The sequence below is a fragment of the Devosia sp. J20-27 genome, assembly GCF_055808595.1.
The window spans coordinates 2318252-2341273 of record NZ_CM147875.1 but is presented as its reverse complement, the minus strand read 5'-3'; the positions used below and the strand labels follow the sequence as shown (position 1 = coordinate 2341273).

The 23022-nt window shown below is 66.2% G+C and carries 21 protein-coding genes; 11 read left to right on the top strand and 10 right to left on the bottom strand.

The window, feature by feature from the left end; genetic code table 11:
- Nucleotides 1–74: 74 nt before the first annotated feature.
- The gene (gene dnaG / locus AC0L4C_RS11515) at nucleotides 75–2012 is read right to left on the bottom strand and encodes a DNA primase (protein ID WP_473399720.1); all 1938 of its coding nucleotides are present in this window, start codon (nucleotides 2010–2012) and stop codon (nucleotides 75–77) included.
- A 1501-nt stretch (nucleotides 2013–3513) separates the two neighbouring features.
- Entirely contained in the window at nucleotides 3514–4086 is a 573-nt protein-coding gene (locus tag AC0L4C_RS11510) for an HdeD family acid-resistance protein (RefSeq protein WP_473399719.1), read from the bottom strand.
- A 119-nt stretch (nucleotides 4087–4205) separates the two neighbouring features.
- On the opposite strand from AC0L4C_RS11510, the gene AC0L4C_RS11505 reads away from it, so the two are divergent.
- The 3 genes from AC0L4C_RS11505 to AC0L4C_RS11495 all read left to right on the top strand — a co-directional run bounded on the left by AC0L4C_RS11505 (nucleotide 4206) and on the right by AC0L4C_RS11495 (nucleotide 7562).
- Nucleotides 4206–5375 (top strand): MFS transporter, encoded by a 1170-nt coding sequence (locus AC0L4C_RS11505; protein WP_473399718.1) that lies wholly within the window; start codon nucleotides 4206–4208, stop codon nucleotides 5373–5375.
- A 73-nt stretch (nucleotides 5376–5448) separates the two neighbouring features.
- The gene (locus AC0L4C_RS11500; protein ID WP_473399717.1) at nucleotides 5449–6612 is read left to right on the top strand and encodes an MFS transporter; all 1164 of its coding nucleotides are present in this window, start codon (nucleotides 5449–5451) and stop codon (nucleotides 6610–6612) included.
- A gap of 56 nt (nucleotides 6613–6668) precedes the next feature.
- On the top strand, nucleotides 6669–7562 hold the full coding sequence (locus AC0L4C_RS11495; RefSeq protein ID WP_473399716.1) for a phosphotransferase family protein: 894 nt from the start codon (nucleotides 6669–6671) through the stop codon (nucleotides 7560–7562).
- On the opposite strand, the gene AC0L4C_RS11490 is transcribed toward AC0L4C_RS11495, so the two are convergent.
- Nucleotides 7559–8008, bottom strand: coding sequence for a GatB/YqeY domain-containing protein (locus tag AC0L4C_RS11490; protein WP_473399715.1), 450 nt, complete (start codon nucleotides 8006–8008; stop codon nucleotides 7559–7561). The genes AC0L4C_RS11495 and AC0L4C_RS11490 overlap by 4 nt on opposite strands.
- On the bottom strand, nucleotides 8001–8390 hold the full coding sequence (locus AC0L4C_RS11485; protein ID WP_473399714.1) for a VOC family protein: 390 nt from the start codon (nucleotides 8388–8390) through the stop codon (nucleotides 8001–8003). The genes AC0L4C_RS11490 and AC0L4C_RS11485 overlap by 8 nt, the downstream gene beginning before the upstream one ends.
- 130 nt (nucleotides 8391–8520) lie before the next feature.
- Between AC0L4C_RS11485 and carA the strand changes: the two genes are divergently transcribed.
- From carA to AC0L4C_RS11470, 3 genes are read left to right on the top strand one after another with little or no spacing between them, the layout of a single operon-like run.
- Nucleotides 8521–9726, top strand: a complete 1206-nt coding sequence (gene carA / locus AC0L4C_RS11480) for a glutamine-hydrolyzing carbamoyl-phosphate synthase small subunit (protein WP_473399712.1) — start codon at nucleotides 8521–8523, stop codon at nucleotides 9724–9726.
- Nucleotides 9727–9773: 47 nt separating this feature from the next.
- Nucleotides 9774–10052, top strand: coding sequence for a ribbon-helix-helix domain-containing protein (locus AC0L4C_RS11475; RefSeq protein ID WP_473399711.1), 279 nt, complete (start codon nucleotides 9774–9776; stop codon nucleotides 10050–10052).
- 1 nt (nucleotide 10053) lies between these two features.
- Nucleotides 10054–10365 carry a type II toxin-antitoxin system RelE/ParE family toxin gene (locus tag AC0L4C_RS11470; protein WP_473399710.1) on the top strand — a complete coding sequence of 104 codons (312 nt, stop codon included), beginning with the start codon at nucleotides 10054–10056 and terminating at the stop codon, nucleotides 10363–10365.
- Between the two features lie 48 nt (nucleotides 10366–10413).
- Here AC0L4C_RS11470 and AC0L4C_RS11465 read toward each other — a convergent pair whose 3' ends face one another.
- From AC0L4C_RS11465 to ypfJ, 5 genes are all read right to left on the bottom strand, one after another.
- A complete protein-coding gene (locus AC0L4C_RS11465) occupies nucleotides 10414–10686 on the bottom strand; it encodes a hypothetical protein (protein ID WP_473399709.1) in 273 nt (90 codons plus the stop codon).
- Between the two features lie 192 nt (nucleotides 10687–10878).
- Nucleotides 10879–11379 (bottom strand): cupin domain-containing protein, encoded by a 501-nt coding sequence (locus tag AC0L4C_RS11460; protein ID WP_473399708.1) that lies wholly within the window; start codon nucleotides 11377–11379, stop codon nucleotides 10879–10881.
- Between the two features lie 39 nt (nucleotides 11380–11418).
- On the bottom strand, nucleotides 11419–12957 hold the full coding sequence (locus AC0L4C_RS11455; RefSeq protein WP_473399707.1) for a glycosyltransferase family 32 protein: 1539 nt from the start codon (nucleotides 12955–12957) through the stop codon (nucleotides 11419–11421).
- Nucleotides 12958–12996: 39 nt separating this feature from the next.
- A complete protein-coding gene (locus AC0L4C_RS11450) occupies nucleotides 12997–13824 on the bottom strand; it encodes a neutral zinc metallopeptidase (RefSeq protein WP_473399706.1) in 828 nt (275 codons plus the stop codon).
- A 31-nt stretch (nucleotides 13825–13855) separates the two neighbouring features.
- The gene (gene ypfJ, locus AC0L4C_RS11445; RefSeq protein ID WP_473399705.1) at nucleotides 13856–14764 is read right to left on the bottom strand and encodes a KPN_02809 family neutral zinc metallopeptidase; all 909 of its coding nucleotides are present in this window, start codon (nucleotides 14762–14764) and stop codon (nucleotides 13856–13858) included.
- A 221-nt stretch (nucleotides 14765–14985) separates the two neighbouring features.
- Between ypfJ and AC0L4C_RS11440 the strand changes: the two genes are divergently transcribed.
- From AC0L4C_RS11440 to AC0L4C_RS11420, 5 genes are all read left to right on the top strand, one after another.
- Complete coding sequence (locus AC0L4C_RS11440; protein ID WP_473399704.1) at nucleotides 14986–16962, top strand: bifunctional 2',3'-cyclic-nucleotide 2'-phosphodiesterase/3'-nucleotidase; 1977 nt, start codon at nucleotides 14986–14988, stop codon at nucleotides 16960–16962.
- A gap of 126 nt (nucleotides 16963–17088) precedes the next feature.
- Nucleotides 17089–18207 carry a cyclopropane fatty acyl phospholipid synthase gene (gene cfa / locus AC0L4C_RS11435; RefSeq protein ID WP_473399703.1) on the top strand — a complete coding sequence of 373 codons (1119 nt, stop codon included), beginning with the start codon at nucleotides 17089–17091 and terminating at the stop codon, nucleotides 18205–18207.
- 60 nt (nucleotides 18208–18267) lie between these two features.
- A complete protein-coding gene (locus tag AC0L4C_RS11430) occupies nucleotides 18268–19281 on the top strand; it encodes a ribonuclease T2 family protein (protein WP_473399700.1) in 1014 nt (337 codons plus the stop codon).
- A gap of 247 nt (nucleotides 19282–19528) precedes the next feature.
- On the top strand, nucleotides 19529–20284 hold the full coding sequence (locus AC0L4C_RS11425) for an ABC transporter ATP-binding protein (RefSeq protein WP_473399699.1): 756 nt from the start codon (nucleotides 19529–19531) through the stop codon (nucleotides 20282–20284).
- The gene (locus tag AC0L4C_RS11420; RefSeq protein WP_473399698.1) at nucleotides 20281–21813 is read left to right on the top strand and encodes a permease; all 1533 of its coding nucleotides are present in this window, start codon (nucleotides 20281–20283) and stop codon (nucleotides 21811–21813) included. Before AC0L4C_RS11425 ends, AC0L4C_RS11420 begins: the two co-directional genes overlap by 4 nt.
- On the opposite strand, the gene AC0L4C_RS11415 is transcribed toward AC0L4C_RS11420, so the two are convergent.
- Entirely contained in the window at nucleotides 21814–22986 is a 1173-nt protein-coding gene (locus tag AC0L4C_RS11415; RefSeq protein WP_473399697.1) for an MFS transporter, read from the bottom strand.
- Between the last annotated feature and the right edge of the window lie 36 nt (nucleotides 22987–23022).

The following is a 23022-nucleotide window of genomic DNA, read 5'->3' as shown; positions in this document are numbered from 1 at the left end:
TGCCGTCACGAGTTCGTCACCCGTGCATATGGAGTGATTCGCCCATATGCGAAATCGCGCGTACCCGCCGCTCATCAGAAGCTGCGTGTCGCGCGTCCAGATAACGAACCAAACCCTTCGATCAATGCTTCTGTGCCATCGACGGTGGTAATCTGGTTCTGGATGTCCCGCAGCCTTTCGAAGGTTTCTTCGCTCGGGTCTTCGCCCAGCGCCAATTCGGCTGCCTTGAGTGCCCTATTTAGCTCAACCGATTTGTAATGCAAGGCCAGCGCGTGCCTTAATCCGGTCTCGGCGTCGATTTCGGCGATCTCGGCGCCACTTTGCCAGACCCCCTGCGACCGCAGCACCTGCCGCATCCGCTCGATGCTTTCGCCAAATCCGCGTGCCCCCAGCGCAGCCGACAGATCCTCGCCCGAAATATCGTGGTTGCGGGTCACCAGTTCGAGCAGCGACATCAGCACGCCGCGCGCCGCCGGACTGGCGAACTCCAGCTCGGCCAGGGCTTCCATGCGGCTTTCGGCCAGTTGCGGGTGGTTGATCAGCGCCACGATGATCGCCGCCTCCCGCGGTGTCGCCTCGGGCACGCGACCGGGCTTCATCAGCCGCGAGTTGCGCAGCGTGTCCGACACCACCACACGCGGCGTGCCGCGGCCGCTGCGGGCCGGTCCGAACTTGCCGTAGCGTTCGCGGCTGTCGCGCTGCCGGCCTTCCCAGCGGCTTTGTCGCGTCGGCTGGAAGAAGGCCTGCAGCTTTTCGTCGAACGCCTGCTGATAGTGGCGCCGCACCGACTGGTCGCCGATCGACTGCGAGCGGGCGCGCAGCCGCGCCTCCAGCGCCGCCCGGGCTTCCGGCGTTTCGGGCACCATGCCGCCGGTCTCCAGACTCCAGACCACGTCCGAGAGCGAGCGCGCCCGGTCGATGACATCGGCAAAGGCCGCCCTGCCCTGCGACTTGATCAGGTCGTCGGGGTCCTGGCCTTCGGGCAGCGTGGCGATCTTGACCGTCCGGCCGGGCTGCAGCAGCGGCAGGATGATCCCGGCGGCGCGTTCGGCGGCGCGCTGGCCCGCCGAGTCGCCGTCAAAGCACAGCACCGGCTGCTCGCTCATGCGCCAGAGCAGGTTGACGTGATCTTCCGTCAGCGCCGTGCCGAGCGGCGCCACGGCGCCCTCGAAGCCGGCCGAAACCGCCGCAATCACATCGAGATAGCCCTCGACGACGATCACCTGCTTGCCGTCGCGCGCCGCGTCCCGCGCCGTCTGGCCGTTATAGAGGGTCAGCCGCTTGTGAAAGAGCTCGGTCTCGGGAGAATTGAGATATTTGGCCGGCACATCGGGGCTGAGCGCCCGGCCGCCAAAGGCAATGACCTTGCCGCGCAGGTCCGTGATCGGGAACATGACGCGATTGCGGAACCGGTCATAGGTCAGCGGATCGCCCTCGCGCTGCGCCACCAGCCCCGTGTCGATCATCTCCTGCGCGGAGACACCGTTATTGGCGAGATGTTCCTTGAGGCCGTTGCGGCTGTCGGGCGCAAAGCCGATGCGGAAGCGCGCCTGGCTCTGCGGGCTGACGCCGCGCTCATGCAGGTAGCCACGCGCCCGCGCCCCGACATTGTGCAGCAGCGCCGCCTCGAAATAGCCGGCCGCCAGTTCCATCACATCGTAGAGCGAGCGCCGCGCCTCCTGCCGACGTTCCTCGCGCTCGTCGCGCGCCGGCATCGGCACGCCGGCTTGATTGGCGAGCTTTTCCACGGCCTCGGGAAAGCTCATGCCGCGATTTTCGGTCAGGAAGCGAAAATGATCGCCGGTCACCCCGCAGCCGAAGCAATGGTAGATGCCCCGGCGGTCATCGGCATGAAAACTCGGGCTTTTCTCGCCATGAAACGGGCAGCAGGCCCAGTAATCCTGCTTTTGCGGCTGGCTCTTGCGCTTGTCCCAGATGACGTACTCACCCACCACCTGCGAAATCGGCAGGCGGTTCCGGATCTCGTCAAGAAAGCTCTCGGAAAAGCGCATGTGACCTAACTAGGCGCTGCCGGCCCCGAAGTCATCAGGACGCTTGCGTTTCCACAGGGCGCACCAACACCCCGGCCGGCGTTGCCGCCTCCGGTTGTGATGGCAGTCGCGAACAACGGCGGAGCAGAGCCCGTCGATGGTTCGAATGCCGGACGCGGATAGATGCGCCCGGCTGGAGCTCGGCTCCGCCGTTGTCACCGGGATTTTCGGCGTGCACCGGAAAGAATCAGGGCATTTGCGGATCGCCCCTCCGCCGCAGGGTCGCCGTCTCGACCGGACCACGCTCTTCGCGTTTCTCCAGTCCGACCCCTTTGGGCGAACACGACAGACGTCCGCCCGCGGCAGCAAATTAAGGCGGCAGGTCACCTGGGCCTGCACACCCTCCCCGGCTTGGCCTGATCCGGACCGACATCCGGACCACCCGGCCTCGTCCCCCCAATCACTCGTCATGATCTCGCGTTTCGGGGCGGCGATGGGGGAAGTGTAACGCGGTGCGATCGCGCGGGGATAAGTCTGTCTGCCGTCTGAACGGAATGGCTGCAGGCTGAACGGCAGATGGCAGGGATTTGGAGGAAGATCGGCGAGGCATGGTGGCTCACCCCTCGTGGTTCGACAGGCTCACCAAGAGGGTGTTGGGGCGAGAGCCGCAACGTCAGCACTTCAGAGACCTCATCCTGAGCTTGTCGAAGGACGAGGTCGGGAACGCAGCAGGGCCGGTGCGGCGTGAGAAAATGTTGAGCGGCGCCTGCAGTCGTCTCTCCCCCTTTGCGGGGAGGGATCAAGGGTGGGGGGAGCAGCACGAGGCGGGGCTCTCACCCCCCTCCCCGACCCTCCCCGCAAGGGGGAGGGTGGACCGACTGAGATAGCTGGGGGCAGGAGACGTCGATCTCCCGGTTTCCTTCTCCCCTTGCGGGAGAAGGTGGCGCGTAGCGCCGGATGAGGGGTAGGCAACACGTGGTGACGTCGCAGCTCCACACGACGTGAGGAGCTGTGGCCTTGCCACGACCCCTCATCCGCCCTTCGGGCACCTTCTCCCGCAAGGGGAGAAGGGAGGGAGGGCTCCCGGTCGATGGACACCATTGCTCTTCCGCGGCCGTGCCAGAAGGCAGGAGGAGGGGGCGGTGGGAGAGGCAATCTGTCTGCCCTCTGAACGGGTTTGCTGCAGGCTGAACGGCAGATGGCAGGGATTTGGAGAGGTTTGGTGGCTCACCCCTCGTGGTTCGACAGGCTCACCATGAGGGTATCGGGGCAAGAGCCACCGTCAGTACATCAAAGACCTCATCCTGAGCCTGTCGAAGGACGAGGTCGGGCGCGCGGGCGCTGCAGCAGCTTGGCGGCGGTGGTTGAGCGGCGCCTGAAGTCGTCACCCTCCGCCTTGCGGGGAGGGAGCAAGGGTGGGGGAAGCAGCGCAATCGAGGCTCTCCCCCCCCCCCCCGGACGGGGGAGGGTGGATGATTGAGAAGGCGGTAGGAGGAAAACTGATGAAGTGAACCCCGCCCCCTCAGACCGCTGTTGACCCCTTGCTCGACTGAAAGATCCGCCAGGCGAGGGCGAAGAGGCCGAGGGAGAAGAGGATGGCGAGGATGGCCGAGAGGGTGACGATCAGCAGGGCGCCGAACACCGGGGCGAACAGCAGGGCGACGCCGAACAGCACGTAAAGCGCGCCCGACAGCAGCACCGGCCAGATATGGGCGTAATGGGCGCGTTCGCGGATGATGACGGCAATTTCCATCACACCCACCAGAATCGCCTGGAACGCGAGGATATAGATAAGGATGGTTGCCGTCAGCAGCGTCGCCAGCATGGGCGACAGCACGATGAGCACGCCGGTGATGATGGCGAGCACGTTGCGCGCCACGTCGAACCAGAAATTGCCGGTCTTCGCTCCGCCGAAGGTGAGGCTCCAGAGCCCCAGCACGCCGTCGATCAGCAAGAGCGCGCCGCCGAACAGCACCAGCACCGTCAGCGCTTCGGCCGGCCAGATCAGCGCATAAAGCCCTGCGAGCAGCAGCAGGACCCCGCGCAGCGCGGTGATCAGCGCCCAGCGCCGTTTGGTATCGGATGAAATGGCCATGGCAGCCTCCTTGGGAACGGTACAGCAAACCTATGCCTGTGCCGACCCGCTTCCAAGGCATCTGCTTGCAATGGCAACGGGAAACTGGTCCTTTGCGGCTCCCTTCCGGACGCCTGCTTATGCCATTTGCTGTCTATGCCCTCGCCCTTGCCGCTTTTGCCGTCGGTACGGCCGAATTCATCATCTCCGGCATCCTGCCGCCCGTCGCCGTTGCCATGGATGTCACCATCCCCATCGCGGGGCTGCTGGTGACCGCCTATGCCGTCGGCGTCGCCATCGGCGGACCGCTGCTGACCATCGTGACGGCGCGCTTTTCCCAGCGCAACGTGCTGATCGCCGTGATGGTGACCTTCTCGGTGGCGCAGGTGCTCTGCGCCATGGCGCCGGACTATGGCCTGCTGCTGCTGGCGCGGCTGCTGTCGTCGATCGCCCATGGCGTGTTCTTCGGTGCCGGCAGCGTGGTGGTGGCGCAACTGGTGCCGCTGGCGCGCCGGGGCAAGGCCTTCTCGCTGTTCGTGGGCGGCATCACCGTCGCCAATCTCCTCGGCCTGCCGGGTGGCACGGCCATTGCCGTGCAGTTCGGCTGGCGCATGAGTTTTCTGGCGGTCGCCGCCATCGGCGCCATTGCCGCCCTGGTGATCATCTTCAGGCTCCCCGCGACCCCGCATGGCGAAAACCACCACGCGAGCTTCCGCCAGCAGCTGCGGGCCATCCGGCACCAGGAAGTGTGGCTCTCCTATGTCACCATCTGCCTGACCATGATCGGCACCATCTGCTACGCCACCTACTCGGTGCCGCTGCTGATGCACATCACCCACGTGACCCCCGATATCCTGCCCTTCTTCCTGCTGCTGGGCGGCGTCGGCTCGGTCATGGGCATCTGGCTGGGCGGCGAGTTCACCGACTGGAAGCCGATGCCGGCGCTGATTGCGGTGCTGGTGCTGCAATCGGTGATCTATTTCATCATGCTGTTCACCATGCACGACAAGGTGGGCATGGCGATCACCGTGTTTGCCAGCGGCGTTGCCGGCTTTGCCTTCTCCACGCCGCTGCAGAGCCGCGTCGTGCATGCAGCGCGCGAGGCGCCCAACTTTGCCTCGTCGCTGATTTCCACCTCGTTCAATATCGGCATCGCCATCGGCGCGCTGCTCGGCGCCATGCTGCTCGATGCCGGTGTCTCCTATGCCGACCTGCCGGCGGTTCCGGTGGTGACGGCGCTCCTGGCGGCGGGCACGGCGGCGCTCTCTTACCGGCTGGAAAGGCGCGCGCTGCCGGCTGCCGGCACCTGACGGTGCGACACCCGGTTGCCATCCGCTCGATCACAGATATAAAGAAATCTTTATATCTCTTTTCGAGCCGATCATGCCCTTGCCGATTCTCGCCCTTTTCCTTGCCGCCTTTGGCATCGGCACCGCCGAGTTCGTCATTGCCGGGCTGCTGCCCGATGTTTCCATCGACCTCGGCGTCAGCATTCCGACCGCCGGGCTGCTGATTTCGGCCTATGCCATCGGCGTCGCCATCGGCGGCCCGATCGTCACGCTCCTGCTGGCGCGAGTGCCGCGAAAAACGGCGCTGCTGCTGCTGTTCAGCGTCTTTACGGCCGGTCAGGTGCTCTGCGCCCTGGCGCCGGACTACACCCTGCTGCTGGGCGCACGGCTGCTGGTGTCGATCGGCCACGGCGCCTATTTCGGCGTTGCCGCCATCACTGCCACCCGCATCGCCGGACCCGGCAAGGCCGGCCGGGCCATCGCCCTGCTGCTGGCCGGCATCACCGTCTCCAACATCATCGGCGTGCCCGCCGGCACGGCCATCGGCAACGCGCTGGGCTGGCGCATGACCTTCTGGGCTGTCGGCGTCCTCGGTCTGCTGGCCGTCGCCGCCATCGCCCTGCTGGTCCCCAGGGCCCCGGCCGAACAGCGCGCCGCCGCCAGCCTCGGCAACGAGATCCGCGTCCTCGGCCGGCCGGCCATCTGGATGACCTTCCTCGTCGTCATGGTCGCCATGGTGGCGCAGTTCTCGCTGTTCTCCTACATCGCGCCCTACCTCACCGAGGTGACGCAGGTGTCGCTCGACACCGTACCCTGGCTGCTGCTGCTCTTCGGCGTCGGCTCGACCGGCGGCGTGCTGCTGGGCGGGCGCCTGGCCGACTGGAAGCTGATGCCGGTGCTGGTCGGCATGCTGCTGGCCGTGGCAGCGGTCTACGGCCTGATCTGGCTGGTCGGCGGCAATGCCATCGCCATGGGCATCTGCATCCTGCTCTGGTCCGGCCTCAGCTTCGGCTTCGGTGCCCCAGCCCAGACCCGCATCCTCAAGGCCGCCGCCGATGCGCCCAACCTCGCCTCGCCACTGGTACCGACCGCCTTCAATATCGGCATTGCGCTGGGCGCCTCGGTCGGCGCCTTCGCCCTCGAGGCCGACTGGGGCTATGCCGCCCTGCCCCTGATCGGCGTCGTCGCCTCGCTGGCGGCCGCCGGCATCGCCGCCGCCTCCTGGAATGCCGGCGGACAGCAAGCAGCAAGCGCCTGAGCCCTTGCCTCCGCGCGTCACAGCCATAGGATCGGCCCGTTGCCAAGGATGAGCCGATGAACAGCCTGCCCACCAGCGTCGAGGACTTCCGCGAGATCGTCATCGGGCGTGTGCCCGAACTGGCGACATCCCGTTTCACCTTGCTCACCGCCGGCTGGGACAGCATTGCCGTCGATGTCGACGACCGGCTGGTGTTCAAGTTTCCGCGCCATGCCGCCGCCGAACACCGCCTGCGGCGCGAGGCCGAGGTGCTCGCCATCCTGGCGGGTGCGGTCGACACGCCGGTCCCCCGGCTGACCCTTTTCGACGGCCCGCCGCTGATGTCGTGTCATGAGAAAATCCCCGGCGAGCACCTGCTGGCCGCCAACTATGCGGCGCTTGCCGAAGATCGCCGGCAGGCCCTGGGCGAGGCCATGGGGCAGTTCTATGCGCAGTTGCACGCCATCCCCGCCGCCCGCTTCGAGGCGGCCGGAGCGCTGGCGCTGGAGCCCTGGCTGGCGCCGGACGAGATCGAACGCCGCATCTGGCCGCTGCTCGACGAGACGCAGCGGAGCTATGCCACGAAGGCGCTGGCCGAATGGTCCGTGCTGCCGCCCGATCCCTATGGCTCGATCTTTGGCTATTTCGACGGCCATGGCTGGAACATGGCCTTCGATCACGCCACGGGGACGCTCAACGGGCTCTTCGATTTCGCCGATTCAGGCTTTGCGGCGCTGCATCGCGAGTTTCTCTATTCCAGCATGATCTCGCCCGACCTGACACAGCGGATCATCGCCGCCTACGAGTCGCATACCGGCAAGGCGCTGGATCGCTGCCGCATCGCGCTCACCACCGGCGTGCACCGGTTGTGGGAACTCGCCGTGGAAGCCGAAGACGCGGCGACCGTGCCGATGATGCTGCAATCGCTGCAGAGCTGGATCGACCTGCCCGACGCCGCGGCAGGCCCCTAGCCCAGCGCGGCCTTCACCTTGCCCGAGGCCTTGCCGAAGTCGATACGCCCCGGATAGTCGGCCTTCAGCGAGGCGATGACCTTGCCCATGTCCTTGCCGCCTGCGGCGCCGGTCTTGGCGATGGCGTCCTCAATGGCCTTCTGCAGTTCGGCCTCGCTCAGCCCCTTGGGCAGGAAATCGCTGAGAATGGCGATTTCCTCGCGCTCGACCGCCGCCAGATCCTCGCGCTTGGCCTCGGTGTAGATGCCGAGGCTTTCTTCGCGCTGCTTCACCATCTTTTGCAGCAGCGGCAGGATGTCGGCATCGGTCAGCGCGTCCTTGCCCTGCCCGCGCGCCTCGATGTCCTTGTCCTTGATAGCGGCAATGACCGCGCGCAGCGTCGCCGTGCGGCGCTTGTCGCCCGATTTGAAGGCCGTCTTGTAGGCATCGCTGATGGCGTCACGCATCGATAGGCTCCTGGGCTCTGGCGGCCGGCGGCACATTTGCAATCATGAGCAGATTGCCGTCCGGGTCCTTGAAGTTGAAGAAGACGCCATCGGTGATTTCACCCACCAGCTCGACGCCCATCTGCTGCATGTAGGCAAAGGCCGCCGGGATGTCATCGGTATTGAAGTGAAACGCCGGCTTGCGGTCATGGGGCCCGCCGAAGCCCTTGGCATCGAGAACCAGCCCGCTGCCATCGCGCATCGGCACGACGCAGAGGTGCCCGAAATGCACCTCCGGTGGCTCCGCGAGGCCCAGCAGGGTGCAGTACCAGTCGCGCGAGCGCTCGATATCGCTCACCGGCACGAAGATGGCACCCACTTCGCGCCCGATCGGATGTGGCATGTGTCCCCCATTGCGAAGCCCCGCAACGCTCCCATATAGCACGGTGAACCCTCTTGGCCACTTGCGCTTGCGGGTGCTCTCTTCTAGGGAGAGCCCTTAACCGATTGCGCTGAACCTTGGAGACCCCGCCATGACTGGCTGGCAACAGACGCCTGCGACCGCCCTCCTGCTCCTCGCGGACGGGACGCGACTCGAAGGCCGCGGCATCGGCGCGGTCGGCCATGCGGCCGGCGAGGTGTGTTTCAACACCGCCATGACCGGCTACCAGGAGATCCTCACCGACCCCTCCTATGCCGGGCAGATCATCACCTTCACCTTCCCCCATATCGGCAATGTCGGCACCAACGACGAGGATATCGAGACGGTCAACATGGCCGCGCTGTCGGGCGTGCGCGGCTGCGTGCTGCGCGCCGATATCACCAATCCCTCGAACTACCGTTCGGTGGAAAAGCTCGATGCCTGGCTGAAAAAGCGCAACATCATCGGCATCACCGGCATCGACACCCGGGCCCTGACGGCGCGCATCCGCGAGTCGGGCATGCCCAATGGCGTCATCGCCCATGCCCCGGACGGCTATTTCCACGAGCCCTCGATCACCTCCGAGCTCAACGCCTTCCCGGGCCTCGAAGGCCTCGACCTGGCGCAGGAAGTCACCACCGCCCAGACCTACCACTGGGACCAGCAGACCTGGAAGTGGGACCAGGGCTATGCCACGCTCGAGAACCCCGAGTTCCACATTGTTGCGGTCGACTATGGCGCCAAGCGCAACATTCTGCGCTGCCTCGCCGATCAGGGCGCCCGGGTGACGGTGGTGCCGGCTACGGCGACCGCCAAGGACATCATGGCGCACAATCCCGACGGCATTTTCCTCTCCAACGGCCCCGGCGATCCGGCGGCGACCGGAAAATACGCGGTGCCGACGATCAAGGCGCTGATGGAGACTGGCAAGCCGATGTTCGGCATCTGCCTCGGCCACCAGCTGCTCGGCCTCGCCGTCGGCGGCAAGACCAGCAAGATGCATCAGGGCCATCACGGCGCCAATCATCCGGTCAAGGACCTGACCACCGGCAAGGTCGAGATCACCTCGATGAACCATGGCTTTGCCGTAGACACCGAAAGCCTGCCGGCCGGCGTGACCCAGACCCACATCTCGCTGTTCGACGGCTCCAATGCCGGCCTGTCGGTCGACGGCAAGCCGATCTTTTCGGTGCAGTACCATCCGGAAGCCTCGCCCGGTCCGCAGGATAGCCACTATCTCTTCACCCGGTTTCTCAACCAGGTACGCAGCCAGAAGGGCCTCGATCCCAAGCCCGAAATGGTCAAGGCCGGCGCATAATTGTCGGGATTGATGGTTGGGCGTATGTTCGGTGCAAGGAGCGACCGATGAGTACGACCATCACCATCAGTGACGAACTGGCCCGGCGCATTCGTGACCTGGTGGCGGATGGCCGCTATCCGGACGCCACCTCTGCGCTCGAAGCGGCGATGGACCTGCTTCCGATGGAGAGTACGGAGCGCGACGCGCACCTGACCTCCATCCGCAAGCGCGTCGAGGCCTCCATCGCCGATCCTCGGCGGCATGCTTCGCAAGATGTGCGTCGCCACCTTGAGGCGCGCGCCGCCGAACTTGTGCAAAACGCCGCCGGCAAACGTCCCGCCTAGCATGCGAGAACTGGCTGTCGTCTATGCCGACGCGGCCCTCGATGATCTCGACGACATCCTCACCCACGTCTTTGCCGAAACCGGCAGCATCGACCTCGCCCTCGCCTATGTCGGGCGCATCGAGGCGCGCTGCGAACGGATTGGCCACGTACCGATGGGTGGCACACCGCGCGATGCCATCGTCCCCGGATTGCGGTTCGTGGACTTCGAGCGACGCGCTATCATCGCCTATATCGTTGAGAACGATGCGGTCGTGATCACCAATATCTTCCACGGCGAACGCGACTACGCGGCGATCATCGGCAGCAGATAGAAAAAAGGGCCGCCCCGAGGGACGGCCCTTTCGGCATGTCGGGCCGGCTTATTGCGCCGCCGGGAGGCTGGCGACATAGGCGTCGAACTCGTCCTGCGACAGTGCCCCGCTGCCATCGGCATCGGCGGCGGCGAACGCCTCGGTGGTGATGTCGGGCCAGGCGATCTGGGCTTCGGCGAACGACACGTCGCCGCTCTGGTCCGCATCGATCGACGTCAGGTCGGGCGCGGTGCTCATGGCATCCTGCGCCAGGGCGCCGGTGCCGGAGAGGCCGAGGGCCAGAATGGATGCTGCAACGACGGTTGTGATGGTCCTGGTCATGGGATTAATCCCTCCATGTGGGGTTTGCTGCGGCAACGGATCGATCCGCTGCCGACGGCCCACGTCGCCGTGAAGGCCGTGTGAACAGGCTGCTGGCCGATTGCGTCCGATAGCGGAAAAAACCGGGGTCTTCTGCGGGTGGTTTCGAGTCGCTTTCGGGCCGCTGGCAAGGCGGCCGGATGGTTCCTCCGCCTAGCTCATTTTCCGCCAGAGTTGCAGAAGTGCGCCATCGCCGGTGACCGGATCGGTCCACGGCAGGCTGACACCGGCAATGTTGGCATCAGCCTGCGGCCGCTCGCCGGCTTCGCCCTTGAGCAGGTCCCAGCTCTCCTGACCGGGCGGATAGCAGCCGACCACGAGGAAGTCGCTGCTCGAAGTGACGCGCTGGTGCGCCACGCCGGCCGGAATGACCACCACATCGCCTGCCGCGACCTTGAAGGCGCGTCCGTGCGGCCCGCCGAACTGCAGGGTGGCGCTGCCTGAGGCGACGCCCAGGCACTCATGCGAGCGCGAGTGGTAGTGGTGGTAGGTGAACACGCTCGACCGCCAGGCCGGCGGCCAGCCATTTGTCTCGAACAGCCGTTCCATCGCCTCCGGCGAGGGCTGCGGCACCACATCGAGATAGATCAGCAGCGGCAGCCGACTGTTGGGGAACTGCCCGTCATCCTCGAAATACTCTGCCAGCGGCGTCATTCTGCATCCCCTGCCCGACGGGGTGAGTCCGGAGCCGTCTCAGGTCTGCCGCACGACTGCGACACCCGGCAGGCCCGCAACCTCATATCCCCGGTCACGCGCCATGATAGCAAAAGCTTCGCCGCCCTGATGCAATTTATAGGGCCCATCGGCAAAGCCGATGCCGGCCTCCAGAACGTCGCGGCGGACCAGTACGAAGCTCTCGCCCGTGCCATCGAGCGGCAGGATGTTGAACGCCGTCTGCTCGCCCAGATAGCTGCGGTGGCCGGGGTCGCGCCGCACCGGTCCCTCGGTACCGCCGTCCTTGTAGAGAACCTGGAACTTGCCGCCATAGCGGTAGCGGAAGACGCCGCTGTCGGCGTTGGCTCCGGCAGCGTCGACGCAATTGGCGACTGCAACCGGCCGACGCGCGGCCAGCATCTGCGCGATGGCATCGGCAGGAATGCTCCGCACGCTGCCATCGATGAGCAGCAGGTAGGCAGCATCGGTCGATGACACGTCAAGGCACTCGGAAAGGGCTGCCGTACCGGTATGGCGGAGGCGCCTGATCTCGACCGGCAGGCCCAGCTGCCGGCTCCAGTCGTCGGCAGATCCGGCAGCGCCGGCCGCATCGCGCGCCACATGGATTGCGACGCTCAGCCGCTGGCGCGGATAGCTCAGGCCGCGCAGCGCAGCGGCCAGATCAGGCGACAGCGCGCCATCGCGCAGGTGCAGGGCGATGTGGACGCGTGGCCACTCGGTCGGCGGTTCGAGATGCTGGTCGAAATAGGGTGTAGCAGGATCGGGAATAACGGTAGCCGCGAGCTCTGGATAACGGCGTTTCCGCCACCACCACTTGAGGGTTGTCGGCCACTGGAACAGCACCGAAAGCGGGCTGTTTCGCTTGTGCCAGGGCACCCAGGTGGTGTGCCACATGTGCGAGACCAGAGTGCCGCTTTCAGCACCGACCACGCGGCCGACGTCAGGCAGCAGCGCACGAAGCCGGGCGTCGCTCTTTGTCCGCAGCCCGTTCGACAGCCGCGGCGACCACACTTCCGGCAGCAGCAGTGCCGGCCGTTCCGCCCTGGGCAGGCGCAGCGCAACAGCGGTGACCATGGACGGGCCGGTGGAATAGAAGGTTTCCAGATGTGCCAGGTCCGGCAGCAGGCGGCAGACTTCGCGCCACATGCCATGACCGGGCACCGACCCCATGAAGGCATTGCTCAGGAGGATCGGCACGCCCTGGTGGATACGATCGGTGCCGATATGTTCGAGCGGCTCGACCCCGACGAAGCAGTCGAGTGACAGCAGCGGGTCGATGTTCTGGAACGGCTCGACGTCGAGATCGGCATAGACGCCGCCGAGCCTGCCCAGCACCAGATAACGAAACGCATCGGCCCGCTGGATCATCCTGGGATAGCCGTCATAGGTCGGCAGCAGGTCGGGATAGGCCTCGGCGACGAAGTCCCGCATCGTCTCGTCGGTCCAGAGGCGAATGTCCCAGCCCGGATGCAATCGCACCCAGGCATCGTAATAGGCCTGCATGACGCGCGGCAAAGCCTGCGACTTCCAGGTGAAATGCAGGATGCGCGGGATCATTTTACCTCGGCGGGCTGGGACCGCAGTCAAATCCGGGCCTTAAAGGTCGCCTGCGGCCTCGATCTTGTCGAGCCCGCAATTGCCGCCCGCCGGGATGGCGTAGCCCACGTCGTACCAGGTCTTGCGCCCGGCGGCGCTGGCCGGGGTGACGAGTTCGGGGATCAGCTTCTCTGCCGGCAGGCCGATGATCGCGGCGCGGTTGCGGTTGACCTGGTCGAGCGCCGCGACGACGGCGGCATTGTCGTAGAGGGGCTCGATGCCGGCGGTTTTGGTCCACATCGCGCCATAGCAGGCAGCCTGCATGTCGACGCGCTTTTCGAGCACTTCGGCCGTCCCGTCGGCCGCGGCTCGCGCCGCCACAAGCCGGTCGAGCGATCCGAGCGCCTGCTGCACATGCGCGCCATAGGCCTCGGCCACCAGCAGTGCCTCGGCATAGTCGGCGCCGAGCGGAAACGCCTGCCGCAGCCGCGCATAGGCATCGAGGTCGACATAGACCGTCTGTTCCTCGGGACAGTAGAAAGTGGTGACATCCTTGCCCGAAAGACCGCAGCCGAACGCCGCGCGGTCGGCCACCGTCGTGATGGCGATATCGGGATATTCCAGCGCCGTCTGCCGGAAGGCCCGGCGCCACATCAGTGCGGCTTCGGCACCGACGACCGGCGGATAGGCGGCAAGGGCCTCGGCATCGGCGCTGGCCGGCGGCACGCCGGTGATCGACGTCGGCGGCGGCGGTGGCGAGACCTGTCCCGAAATCAGGGTGATCGGGTTGATCCCCGCCAGCATGACGACGACGACGGTGACCGCCAGCACGCCGGACAATCCAAAACGCCGGATATGTGGCTTGATGCTATCGGGGATGAGGGACATGGCAACTCCTGGTCGCCCCTCCCCTAACCCATCAGATCGACGAATTGAAAGTGTCGCATTGCCCCACGTCGCCGCTTTGCATGCCGCGCTTGAACCATGTCATGCGCTGCTGGCTGGTGCCGTGGGTGAAATTGCGTGAGCTCACCTGCCCGCGCGTCAGCGTATCGTCACCGATCTGGTTGGCGGCGTTGATGGCTTCCTGGGCATCGCCCTGTTCCAGCAGATTTTCCTTGTCCGCGTAATTGGCCCAGACGCCGGCATAGCAATCGGCCTGCAGCTCGACTCGCACCGAATAGGCGTTCTGCTGTTCCTGGCTCATGGTGCCGCGCAGGCGGTTGAACTCCGGCAGCACACCGGTCTGGTCCTGCACGGCATGGCCGATCTCGTGCGCGATGACATAGGCCTGCGCAAAGTCGCCGGGCGCGCCGAACTGCTGGCGCAACTGATCGTAGAAGGCGAGGTCGATATAGACCTTCTTGTCGTTGGGACAGTAGAACGGGCCGCTCGACGTCTGGGCCACGCCGCAGCCCGACTGTGTCGTATCGGTAAACAGCACCACGCTGGGGGGCTGGTAGGTCGAGCCGTTCTGCGCGAACACCTCTTCCCAGAGGTTTTCCGTTTCCTTGACCACCACGCCGACAAACTGGCCAAGCTCATCCTGGCTGGCACTGGAGGCCGGCGGTGACCACTGGCTGCTCGTCGTCGTCGATGAGCCCGACATGCCGCCGGTGAGGACGTCGATGGGGTTCTGCCCGGTGGCAAACCAGATGATGCCCAGCACCACCACAATGCCGACCAGCCCGAGGCCACCACCCGAGCGTCCGCCCGACGGGATGCGGATGCCGCCAAGATTGCCGAGCCCGCCGGTCCGGCGGAATCCGCCACCCTGGCCGCGCCGATCCTCGATATTCGAGCTGCGCTCGCGACCCCGCCATTTCATCTGCTTGTCTCCCTGACGCCAGGCGGCCAGACCGCTTGTCCGGCCCGCCATATCGCGCATTTGACCATCTGGTCCAATAATTTCATAGTCGCCGTGCCGCAGTCATCGCAGCGTCACCCTGACGCGGCAAGTAACGCCCTCGTCCTGCGCACCATAACCGGATTTCCGGTGTTGTCGTTCCACAGCGACAGAGCGAATTCGAATTCGACAGGGAGAAACTGATGAACCTCAATAATGGCATTTCCCGCCGTGCCTTCCTCGCGGGCTCCGCCACCGCCGGCGCCATGGTCGTGCTGCACCCGTTCGCCGCGCTCGCGGCGGCCGGCCAGGCGCACCTGCGCATCATGGAGACCACCGACCTGCACGTCGCGGTGTTCCCCTACGACTATTACGCCGATGCGCCGAACGACACGCTCGGCCTCGCCCGCACCGCCGCGATCATCGACTCGATCCGCGCCGAGGCCGGCAATTCGATTCTGGTCGACAATGGCGATGTCATCCAGGGCAACCCGATGGGCGACTACATCGCCTACGAGAAGGGCCTCGCCGACGAGCCACATCCGATTATCGCCGCCATGAACACACTCGGCTACGAAGTCGGCACGCTGGGCAACCACGAGTTCAACTACGGCCTCGACTTCCTCGATGCCGCCCTCGCCGGCGCCAGCTTCCCGGTGGTCTCGGCCAACCTGGTCAAGGGCGAACTCGCCGCCGACCCGCTGATGGACGACACCTACCTGCCGCCCTACCGCATCGTCGAAAAGCAGCTGACCGATGGCGCGGGCAAGACCCACACCATCAAGCTGGGCTTCATCGGCTTCCTGCCGCCGCAGATCATGACCTGGGACGCCAGCCACCTCGCCGGCAAGGTCAACACCCGTGACATCGTCGAGACCGCCAGGGCCTATGTGCCCAGGATGCAGGCCGAAGGCGCCGAACTGATCGTCGCGCTGTCGCATTCCGGCATTGCGGCCGACCAGGGTCCCGGCGCCGAGAATGCCTCGCTGCAGCTGGCTGCCGTGGACGGCATCGACGTCGTCCTCACCGGCCACCAGCACCTCGTGTTCCCCAACGCCAAGGACTTCGAAGGCGTCGAGGGCGCCGACACCGAAAAGGGCACGCTGGCCGGCAAGCCCGCCGTGATGGCCGGTTTCTGGGGCTCGCACATGGGCCTGATCGACCTGCTGCTGGAAAAGGCCGACGACGGCAAGTGGTCCGTTGTCTCGCACACGTCGGAGGCGCGCCCGATTTATGAGCGCGTCGAGGGCAAGGTGAAGCCGATCGTCGAAAGCGAACCCGCCGTCCTCGCCGCGGCGCAGGACGACCACGACGAGACGTTGGCCTATGTCCGCCGCGCCGTGGGCGAAACGGCAGCGCCGCTGCACTCGTATTTCGCCCTCGTTGCCGACGATCCGTCGGTGCAGATCGTCAATATCGCCCAGAAATGGTACATTGAGCAGATGCAGAAGGGCACCGACTGGGACGGCCTGCCGATCCTGTCGGCAGCCGCCCCGTTCAAGGCCGGTGGCCGCGGCGGCCCGGACTACTATACCGACGTGCCGGTGGGCCCGGTGGCGATCAAGAACGTCGCCGATCTCTACCTCTATCCCAACACCATTCAGGTGGTGGTGATCACCGGCGCCGACGTCAAGAACTGGCTCGAACGCTCGGCCGGCATCTTCAACCAGGTGGAGGCCGGCGCCACCGATGCCGCTCTCATCAACCCCGATTTTCCGTCCTACAATTTCGACGTCATCGACGGGGTCACCTACAAGATCGACATCACCCAGCCATCGCGCTTTGCCGCCGACGGCAAGTCCGAGCCCAACCCGGACGCCAGCCGCATCGTCGACCTGATGTTTGACGGCAAGCCGATCGACCCGGCGCAGAAATTCGTCGTCTGCACCAACAACTACCGCGCCGGCGGCGGCGGCAACTTCCCCGGCATCGGCCCGGACAAGGTGGTGTTCAAGGGTCCCGATACCAACCGCGACATCATCGTGCGCTACATCGTCGACCGGAAGACCATCCAGCCGGCTGCCGACAGCAACTGGTCGCTGGCGCCGATCGGCGGCACCGTGCTGTTCGAAACCGGCCCCAAGGCCGCCGAGCATCTGGCCGATGTCACCGCGGTCAAGATCGAGGCGACGGGCGACACCAGCGAGGCCGGCTTCGGCGTCTACCGCATCACGCTCTGAACCCGGGCGGGAGGGGTTCGCCCCTCCCGCTCAACCGCGCTGCGAGGCGCTTGAAATCGCCCCGCAAAATTGCTCTGCTCACGAGGCCTACCGCCTCTCGACCCCCATCCTGAGCATCGCGCGACTATGGCCAACCAGTTCAAATCTCAGCTCCTGCCGCATCTGGCGGCAGTGGGTATCGTCCCGAACGGCCCCAATCCCTGGGACCTGCAGATCCATGATGAGCGCTTCTGGGACCGCCTGCTGACGCAGGGCAGCCTGGGGCTCGGCGAAGCCTACATGGACGGCTGGTGGGACGTGGCCGACATGCCGGAGTTCTTCAACCGCATCCTGCGCTCGAAGGCCCCCGAACAGCTCAGGCTCAATCCGCAGCTGCTCTGGCAATATGCCCAGGCGCGGCTGTTCAACATGCAGGACATCAACCGCTCGAGGCGCGTCGCCGCCATGCACTACAGCCAGACCGAGGCCTACAAGGCGTCGCTCGACAAGCGCATGACGGGCTCGTGCGGCTACTGGCCCGAGGGGGTCGACACGGTCGACGCCGCGCAGGAGGCCAAGCTCGACCTGGTCTGCCGCAAGATCGGCCTACAGCCGGGCCAGCTGGTCTGGGATATCGGCTGCGGCTGGGGCGCCTTCATGGGCTTTGCCGCAGAAAAATACGGCGCCCGCTGCGTCGGCGTCACCGTTTCGCCCGACCAGGCCGCTTATGGGCGCGAGCGCTACAGGGAGTTGCCGGTAGAGTTCCAGGTCAAGGACTACCGCCAGTTCGAGGGCACGGCCGACCACGTCGTCTCGATGGGCATGTTCGAGCATGTCGGGCACAAGAACCACCGCATCTACTTCGAGACGGCGCGGCGGGTGATCAAGGATAACGGGCTCTTCATGATGCATACCGTCGGAGCCCAGCACAGTACCGAGAGCATCGAGCCCTGGCTGGAGAAATACATCTTCCCGGGTGGCGTCATCCCCTCCATCGCCCAGATCGGCAAGGCGATTGACGGCCTCTTCACGGTCATCGACTTGCACAATATCGGCCCGCATTACGACCGCACGCTCTGCGCCTGGTACGCCAATTTCGAGCGCAACTGGAAACAGGACCGCACGCCCGAGGAGGAACGCTTCTTCCGCATGTGGAAGTACTACCTGCTCTGCTGTGCCGGCGGTTTCCGCGCCCGCGTGCTGCAGGTCTGGCAGTTCGTGCTGTCGACGGACGGCGTGCCCGATGGCTATGTGACGCAGCGCTGAGCCGGCGGTTGACCCCGGCCGGATCGTCGCTAGGGTCGGCGCCGAACCACGGGAGACACGATGCAGAAGATTCTGGCCGTCCTGATCTGCCTTGGCGCAACGCTGCTGGCAGTCCCCGCCGCGGCGGTGCCCGCCAACGGCACCTTTCTGGCGGCACGCGCCTGTCCGGCGCTGCAGTCGATCAAGTCCGGCACCAATCCGGGCGACATCGCGCTGGAGCCAGGCGAGAGCTACGACATTGTCGAGGCCAATCGCGCCAAATCACCCACCCACTATCGCCTGCTCGTGCCCGGCGCCTCGCCGCGCGAACGCTGGGTCGATGTGAGCTGCAGCGAGGCCTCGCCGGCCACGGACACGGCCAGCGCCCCCGCATCCGACGACAGTGACGAATTCCAGCCGCAGGCCGGCCCCGGGCTCTACATGCTGGCCGCCAGCTGGCAGCCGGGCTTTTGCGAGACCCAGCTCGACAAGGTCGAGTGCCTCGACCAGGGCGAGGACCGCTTCGATGCCAGCCATTTTGCGCTGCATGGCCTCTGGCCGCAGCCCCGCGGCCGCGAGTACTGCGATGTCGGCCAGGCCACCATCGACATCGACCGGCCCAGCACCTGGCGGCTGCTGCCCGAAGTGCGCCTGACGCCGGAGACGCGCGCCGAACTCGACCGGGTCATGCCCGGCACCGCATCCTTCCTCGACCGGCACGAGTGGATCGTCCACGGCACCTGCTACGAGGAGGACATGGAGAGCTATTTTGCGGAGTCGCTGTGGCTGATGCAGGATCTCAACACGTCGTCGCTGGTCGATTTCATGCGCGACAACATCAATCACGCCGTCACCCCGGCGCAGATCCGCGCGGCCGTGGACGAAGCCTATGGCAAGGGCGCCGGCGCCCGCGTGCGCATCCAGTGCAAGCAGGAACAGGATGGCAGCCGGGTGGTGCTGACCGAGTTGCAGTTCCAGCTCTATGGCGAGGTCAACCTGCGCAGCGATCTGGGCGAGCTGATCCATCAGGCCCGGCCGCAGAACGCCAATGACGCGCAGTGCCCAAGGGTCATCATCGACCGCGCCGGCCTCTAGCCGGAACGCGAAAGGGCGGCCTTGCGGCCGCCCGGATCAAGTGCCGAGGAGTTCTGTTGCCCCCCGGCTCGTCCGATGATGGCCTCCTGTCGGCCGCTGGGCTGATGGCTGCCATCATCGTTGTTCGAGGCGTCTCAACGTGCGGTTCGCGCGCCGGTTCCACGCAATTTCTTAACCGCGTCGATTTACGCGCGACTAAGGCTTGGAAACTAGTGTGCAGGCTATCCGACCCCAGGGACCTGCCGCGATGACCGACCTCGCCCTCGATATTTCCGGGTTGCGCAAGAGCTTCGACCGCCCGGTCGTCAACGACCTCGACCTCAAGGTCCGGCAGGGCGAGTTCTATGCCCTGCTCGGCCCCAACGGCGCCGGCAAGACCACCATCCTGCGCATGGTCGCCGGTCTTCTGCAGCCCGAGGCCGGCAGCATTTTCATCGCCGGCATCGACAGCCGCCGCGATCCCGTCGCCGCCAAGAGCATCGTCGCCTGGGTGTCGGATGAGCCCATGGTCTATGACCGGCTGACGCCGCTGGAATATCTCGAATTCGTCGCCGGCCTCTGGGAGATCGACGCGTCTGTCGCTGAAGCGCGCGCCCATGACCTGATCGGCTGGCTCGGGCTCGGCCCGCATGCCAACGAGCGCTGCGGCGGCTTCTCCAAGGGCATGCTGCAGAAGGTGGCGCTCGCCGGCGCCCTGGTGCACGACCCGCGCCTGATCATCCTCGACGAGCCGCTGACCGGTCTGGACGCCGGCTCGGCCCGGCAGGTCAAGGACGTGCTCAAGCAGAAGGTGGCGCAAGGTGTCACCGTCATCATGACCACCCACATTCTCGAAGTCGCCGAGCGCATGGCCGAACGCATCGGCGTGCTGGCCGGCGGCCGGCTGATTGCCGAAGGCACGCTGGGCGAACTGCGCGCCCGCGTCGGCCGCGGCAACACCACGCTCGAGGAGATCTTCCTCGACCTCGTGGCCGAAGAAGCATCGGCGGAATTCGCCGCATGAGCACTGCCGGTTCGCTTCCCTGGATGGCGCAGCACGAACTGCGCCTCGCCTGGCGCGATATCGTCGCCATGTCGACCGGTGGCCGCAAGACCCGCGGCATTGTCCTCGCCCTGTTCCTGCTCGCCTTCGCGGCGGGTCTGCACTGGCTTGCCAATGTGCTGCTCGGGCCCTGGATCAAGGACGGCATCGCCCTCGACAAGCCAGCGCTGGTGATGCTCACGAGCTCCGGGCTGCTGTTCTGGACGGTGATGCTGAGCCAGACCATGGAATTGGTGACCCGCGCCTATTACGCCCGCTCCGATCTCGACCTGATCCTCTCCTCGCCGGCCTCGTCGCGCCGCCTGTTTGCCGTTCGCACCGCAGCGGTGGCGCTCACCAGCATGCTGCTCGCCTGCCTGCTGGCCAGCCCGCTGATCAATGTCATCGCCGCCTATGAGGGCCCGCAATGGCTTGCTGCCTATGGCGTGCTGGCAGCGCTCGGTGCGCTGTCGACCGCGCTGTCGGTACTGCTGACCATCGGCCTCTTCCGCTTTGCCGGCCCCAAGCGGACCCGGCTGATTTCCCAGATCATCGCCGGCATCGTCGGCGCCGGCTTCATCATCGGCATCCAGGCCATGGCGATCCTCAGCTTTGGCAGCATGAACCGCTTCTCGGTGCTGCAGTCGCCCGAATTCGTCGCTGCCGCCCCTGCCCTCGACAGCCTGCTGTGGCTGCCGGCACGCGCTGCAATGGGCGATCTGGGTGCGCTGGCAGTGATGGCCGTGATCGGTCTGGGCGCCCTCGGACTTGTCATTGCCACGACCTCAAGCAGCTTTGCCAAATATGCCATCGCCGCGGCCGGCGTATCGCAGACCCGCGTTCAGCAACGCGCCGCCAGGCCGTTCCGGAAATCGTCGCAGCGGCACGCGCTGCGCGTCAAGGAATGGCGGTTGCTGCGCCGCGACCCCTGGCTGCTGAGCCAGACGCTGATGCAGATCCTCTATCTGCTGCCGCCTGCCCTCTTCCTCTGGGTGTCCTACGGCCAGAGCGCCGGCACCTATGTGGTGGTCATTCCGGTGGTGGTGATGGCCGCCGGGCAGCTGGCCGGCGGCCTCGCCTGGCTCGCCATTTCCGGCGAGGACGCACATGACCTCGTGGTCACCGCACCGATCAGGCCCGGCGCCGTGCTGATCGCCAAGATCGAGGCGGTGCTCTGCGCCATCGGCGTGGTCTTTCTGCCCATTCTCGGACTGATCGCCATCGCCTCGTGGGAACTGGCCTGGATCACCGCGCTGTTCGTTGCCGTCTCGGCCGGATCCGCCACCGCCATCCAGCTGTGGTTCCGCGTGCCGATGCGCCGCGCCATGTTCCGCCGCCGTCAGGTGGCCTCGCGTGCCGCCACCATTTCCGAAGCGCTGAGCTCGATCATGTGGGCCGGCACCGCCGTCCTGGTGGCCGGCGAGCAATGGCTGGCCGTGCTGCCCGCGACCTTTGCCGTGCTGGCCCTTGTCGTCGCCTGGGCCCTCAGCCCCAAGGGCAAGCGCGTCTGATCAGTTGACCTGTACGGGCTCGGGCTGCGGGTCGCGCACCAGCCAGATCGACAGCAGCGCCAGTAGCGCTGCAGTCGCACCACCGATCCCGACACCGACCAGTCCGGCGGCCTCAAAGGCGAAGCCGCCCAGCAGCGCCGCGACGGCGCCGCCGACATTGCCCGCCGTCAGGTTGAGCGCCGCCGCCAGCGGCACGGCGTCCGGCGCGATGATCGCCAGTCGCAGCAATTGCGCCGGAAACATGCCCCACGACAGCGCTCCGAAACAGGCGACGTAGGCGAGGAAGGCAGTCTGCCGGAACTCCAGCGGCACCAGCGCCACCAGTGGCAGCATGGCGAGCAGCACCAGCGCCACCTGGAGCAGCAGCGTCACCGTCCGCCGCGGACCGAGCTTGTCGCATAGCCGGCCGGCCAGCTGGTTGCCGACCAGCGCCCCCAGGCCGAAGGCAAACAGCACCGCCGGCATGGCGCCGCTGCCGAGCCCCAGCCCGGCATTGGTGACCGGCGCCAGGAAGATCATCAGCATGAACATGGCAAGGGTCGCCAAAGCCGAGGTGAGCAGCGCCATCGGCACGCCCGGGGTGCGGACCACCGACAGCCGTTCGCGCAAGGACTTGCGGTCGCCCAGCATGTTGCGTGGCAGCCGCCACCACATGATCGCCGCCGCCGTCACCCCGATGAGGCCGAGCCCGATATAGGTCGGGCGCCAGCCCACATGCTGGGCAATGAGCGCCGCCGCCGGGGCGCCAAAGGCAACCGCGATGGTGCCGCCCGAGACCACGGTGGAAAGGGCCCGTCCACGCTTGCCCGGCGCCGCCAGCGCCACCGCCGTCGACTGGGCCGTTGAGGTAAAGAGCCCGGCGCCGCAGGCCAGCACCGTGCGCGCCAGCAGCAGCGCAAAGAAGCCGGGCAACAGCCCGAGCAGGATCGCCCCGATGCCAAAGGCAAACTCGGCGCCCGCCACCACCCGCCGGCGATGGATGCCGCCGAACAGTGTGGAGAACAGCGGCGTACCAAAGCCGTAGGCAATCGAATAGACAAACACCAGCAGGCCGGCCTGCGAGATGCTGACGCCCGTTTCGGCGGCCACGGCCGGCATCACGGCGACCACCAGTGCGCTTTCGACGCTGCCGGCAAAAGCCCCCAGCGCCAACCAAAGCAGTCGCGAATCCATTGCCGGGCCCCTCTCGCCGGGGGCATATGGGGCTGC

Coding starts and splice junctions, on each gene's coding strand:
- AC0L4C_RS11495 (WP_473399716.1), top strand. CDS start 6,669: ATGAACAGCCTGCCCACCAGCGTCGAGGACTTCCGCGAGATCGTCATC.
- AC0L4C_RS11510 (WP_473399719.1), bottom strand. CDS start 4,086: ATGGCCATTTCATCCGATACCAAACGGCGCTGGGCGCTGATCACCGCG.
- AC0L4C_RS11425 (WP_473399699.1), top strand. CDS start 19,529: ATGACCGACCTCGCCCTCGATATTTCCGGGTTGCGCAAGAGCTTCGAC.
- carA (WP_473399712.1), top strand. CDS start 8,521: ATGACTGGCTGGCAACAGACGCCTGCGACCGCCCTCCTGCTCCTCGCG.
- AC0L4C_RS11450 (WP_473399706.1), bottom strand. CDS start 13,824: ATGTCCCTCATCCCCGATAGCATCAAGCCACATATCCGGCGTTTTGGA.
- AC0L4C_RS11415 (WP_473399697.1), bottom strand. CDS start 22,986: ATGGATTCGCGACTGCTTTGGTTGGCGCTGGGGGCTTTTGCCGGCAGC.
- AC0L4C_RS11475 (WP_473399711.1), top strand. CDS start 9,774: ATGAGTACGACCATCACCATCAGTGACGAACTGGCCCGGCGCATTCGT.
- AC0L4C_RS11500 (WP_473399717.1), top strand. CDS start 5,449: ATGCCCTTGCCGATTCTCGCCCTTTTCCTTGCCGCCTTTGGCATCGGC.
- AC0L4C_RS11485 (WP_473399714.1), bottom strand. CDS start 8,390: ATGCCACATCCGATCGGGCGCGAAGTGGGTGCCATCTTCGTGCCGGTG.
- dnaG (WP_473399720.1), bottom strand. CDS start 2,012: ATGCGCTTTTCCGAGAGCTTTCTTGACGAGATCCGGAACCGCCTGCCG.
- AC0L4C_RS11470 (WP_473399710.1), top strand. CDS start 10,054: ATGCGAGAACTGGCTGTCGTCTATGCCGACGCGGCCCTCGATGATCTC.
- AC0L4C_RS11440 (WP_473399704.1), top strand. CDS start 14,986: ATGAACCTCAATAATGGCATTTCCCGCCGTGCCTTCCTCGCGGGCTCC.
- cfa (WP_473399703.1), top strand. CDS start 17,089: ATGGCCAACCAGTTCAAATCTCAGCTCCTGCCGCATCTGGCGGCAGTG.
- AC0L4C_RS11465 (WP_473399709.1), bottom strand. CDS start 10,686: ATGACCAGGACCATCACAACCGTCGTTGCAGCATCCATTCTGGCCCTC.
- ypfJ (WP_473399705.1), bottom strand. CDS start 14,764: ATGAAATGGCGGGGTCGCGAGCGCAGCTCGAATATCGAGGATCGGCGC.
- AC0L4C_RS11430 (WP_473399700.1), top strand. CDS start 18,268: ATGCAGAAGATTCTGGCCGTCCTGATCTGCCTTGGCGCAACGCTGCTG.
- AC0L4C_RS11460 (WP_473399708.1), bottom strand. CDS start 11,379: ATGACGCCGCTGGCAGAGTATTTCGAGGATGACGGGCAGTTCCCCAAC.
- AC0L4C_RS11490 (WP_473399715.1), bottom strand. CDS start 8,008: ATGCGTGACGCCATCAGCGATGCCTACAAGACGGCCTTCAAATCGGGC.
- AC0L4C_RS11455 (WP_473399707.1), bottom strand. CDS start 12,957: ATGATCCCGCGCATCCTGCATTTCACCTGGAAGTCGCAGGCTTTGCCG.
- AC0L4C_RS11505 (WP_473399718.1), top strand. CDS start 4,206: ATGCCATTTGCTGTCTATGCCCTCGCCCTTGCCGCTTTTGCCGTCGGT.
- AC0L4C_RS11420 (WP_473399698.1), top strand. CDS start 20,281: ATGAGCACTGCCGGTTCGCTTCCCTGGATGGCGCAGCACGAACTGCGC.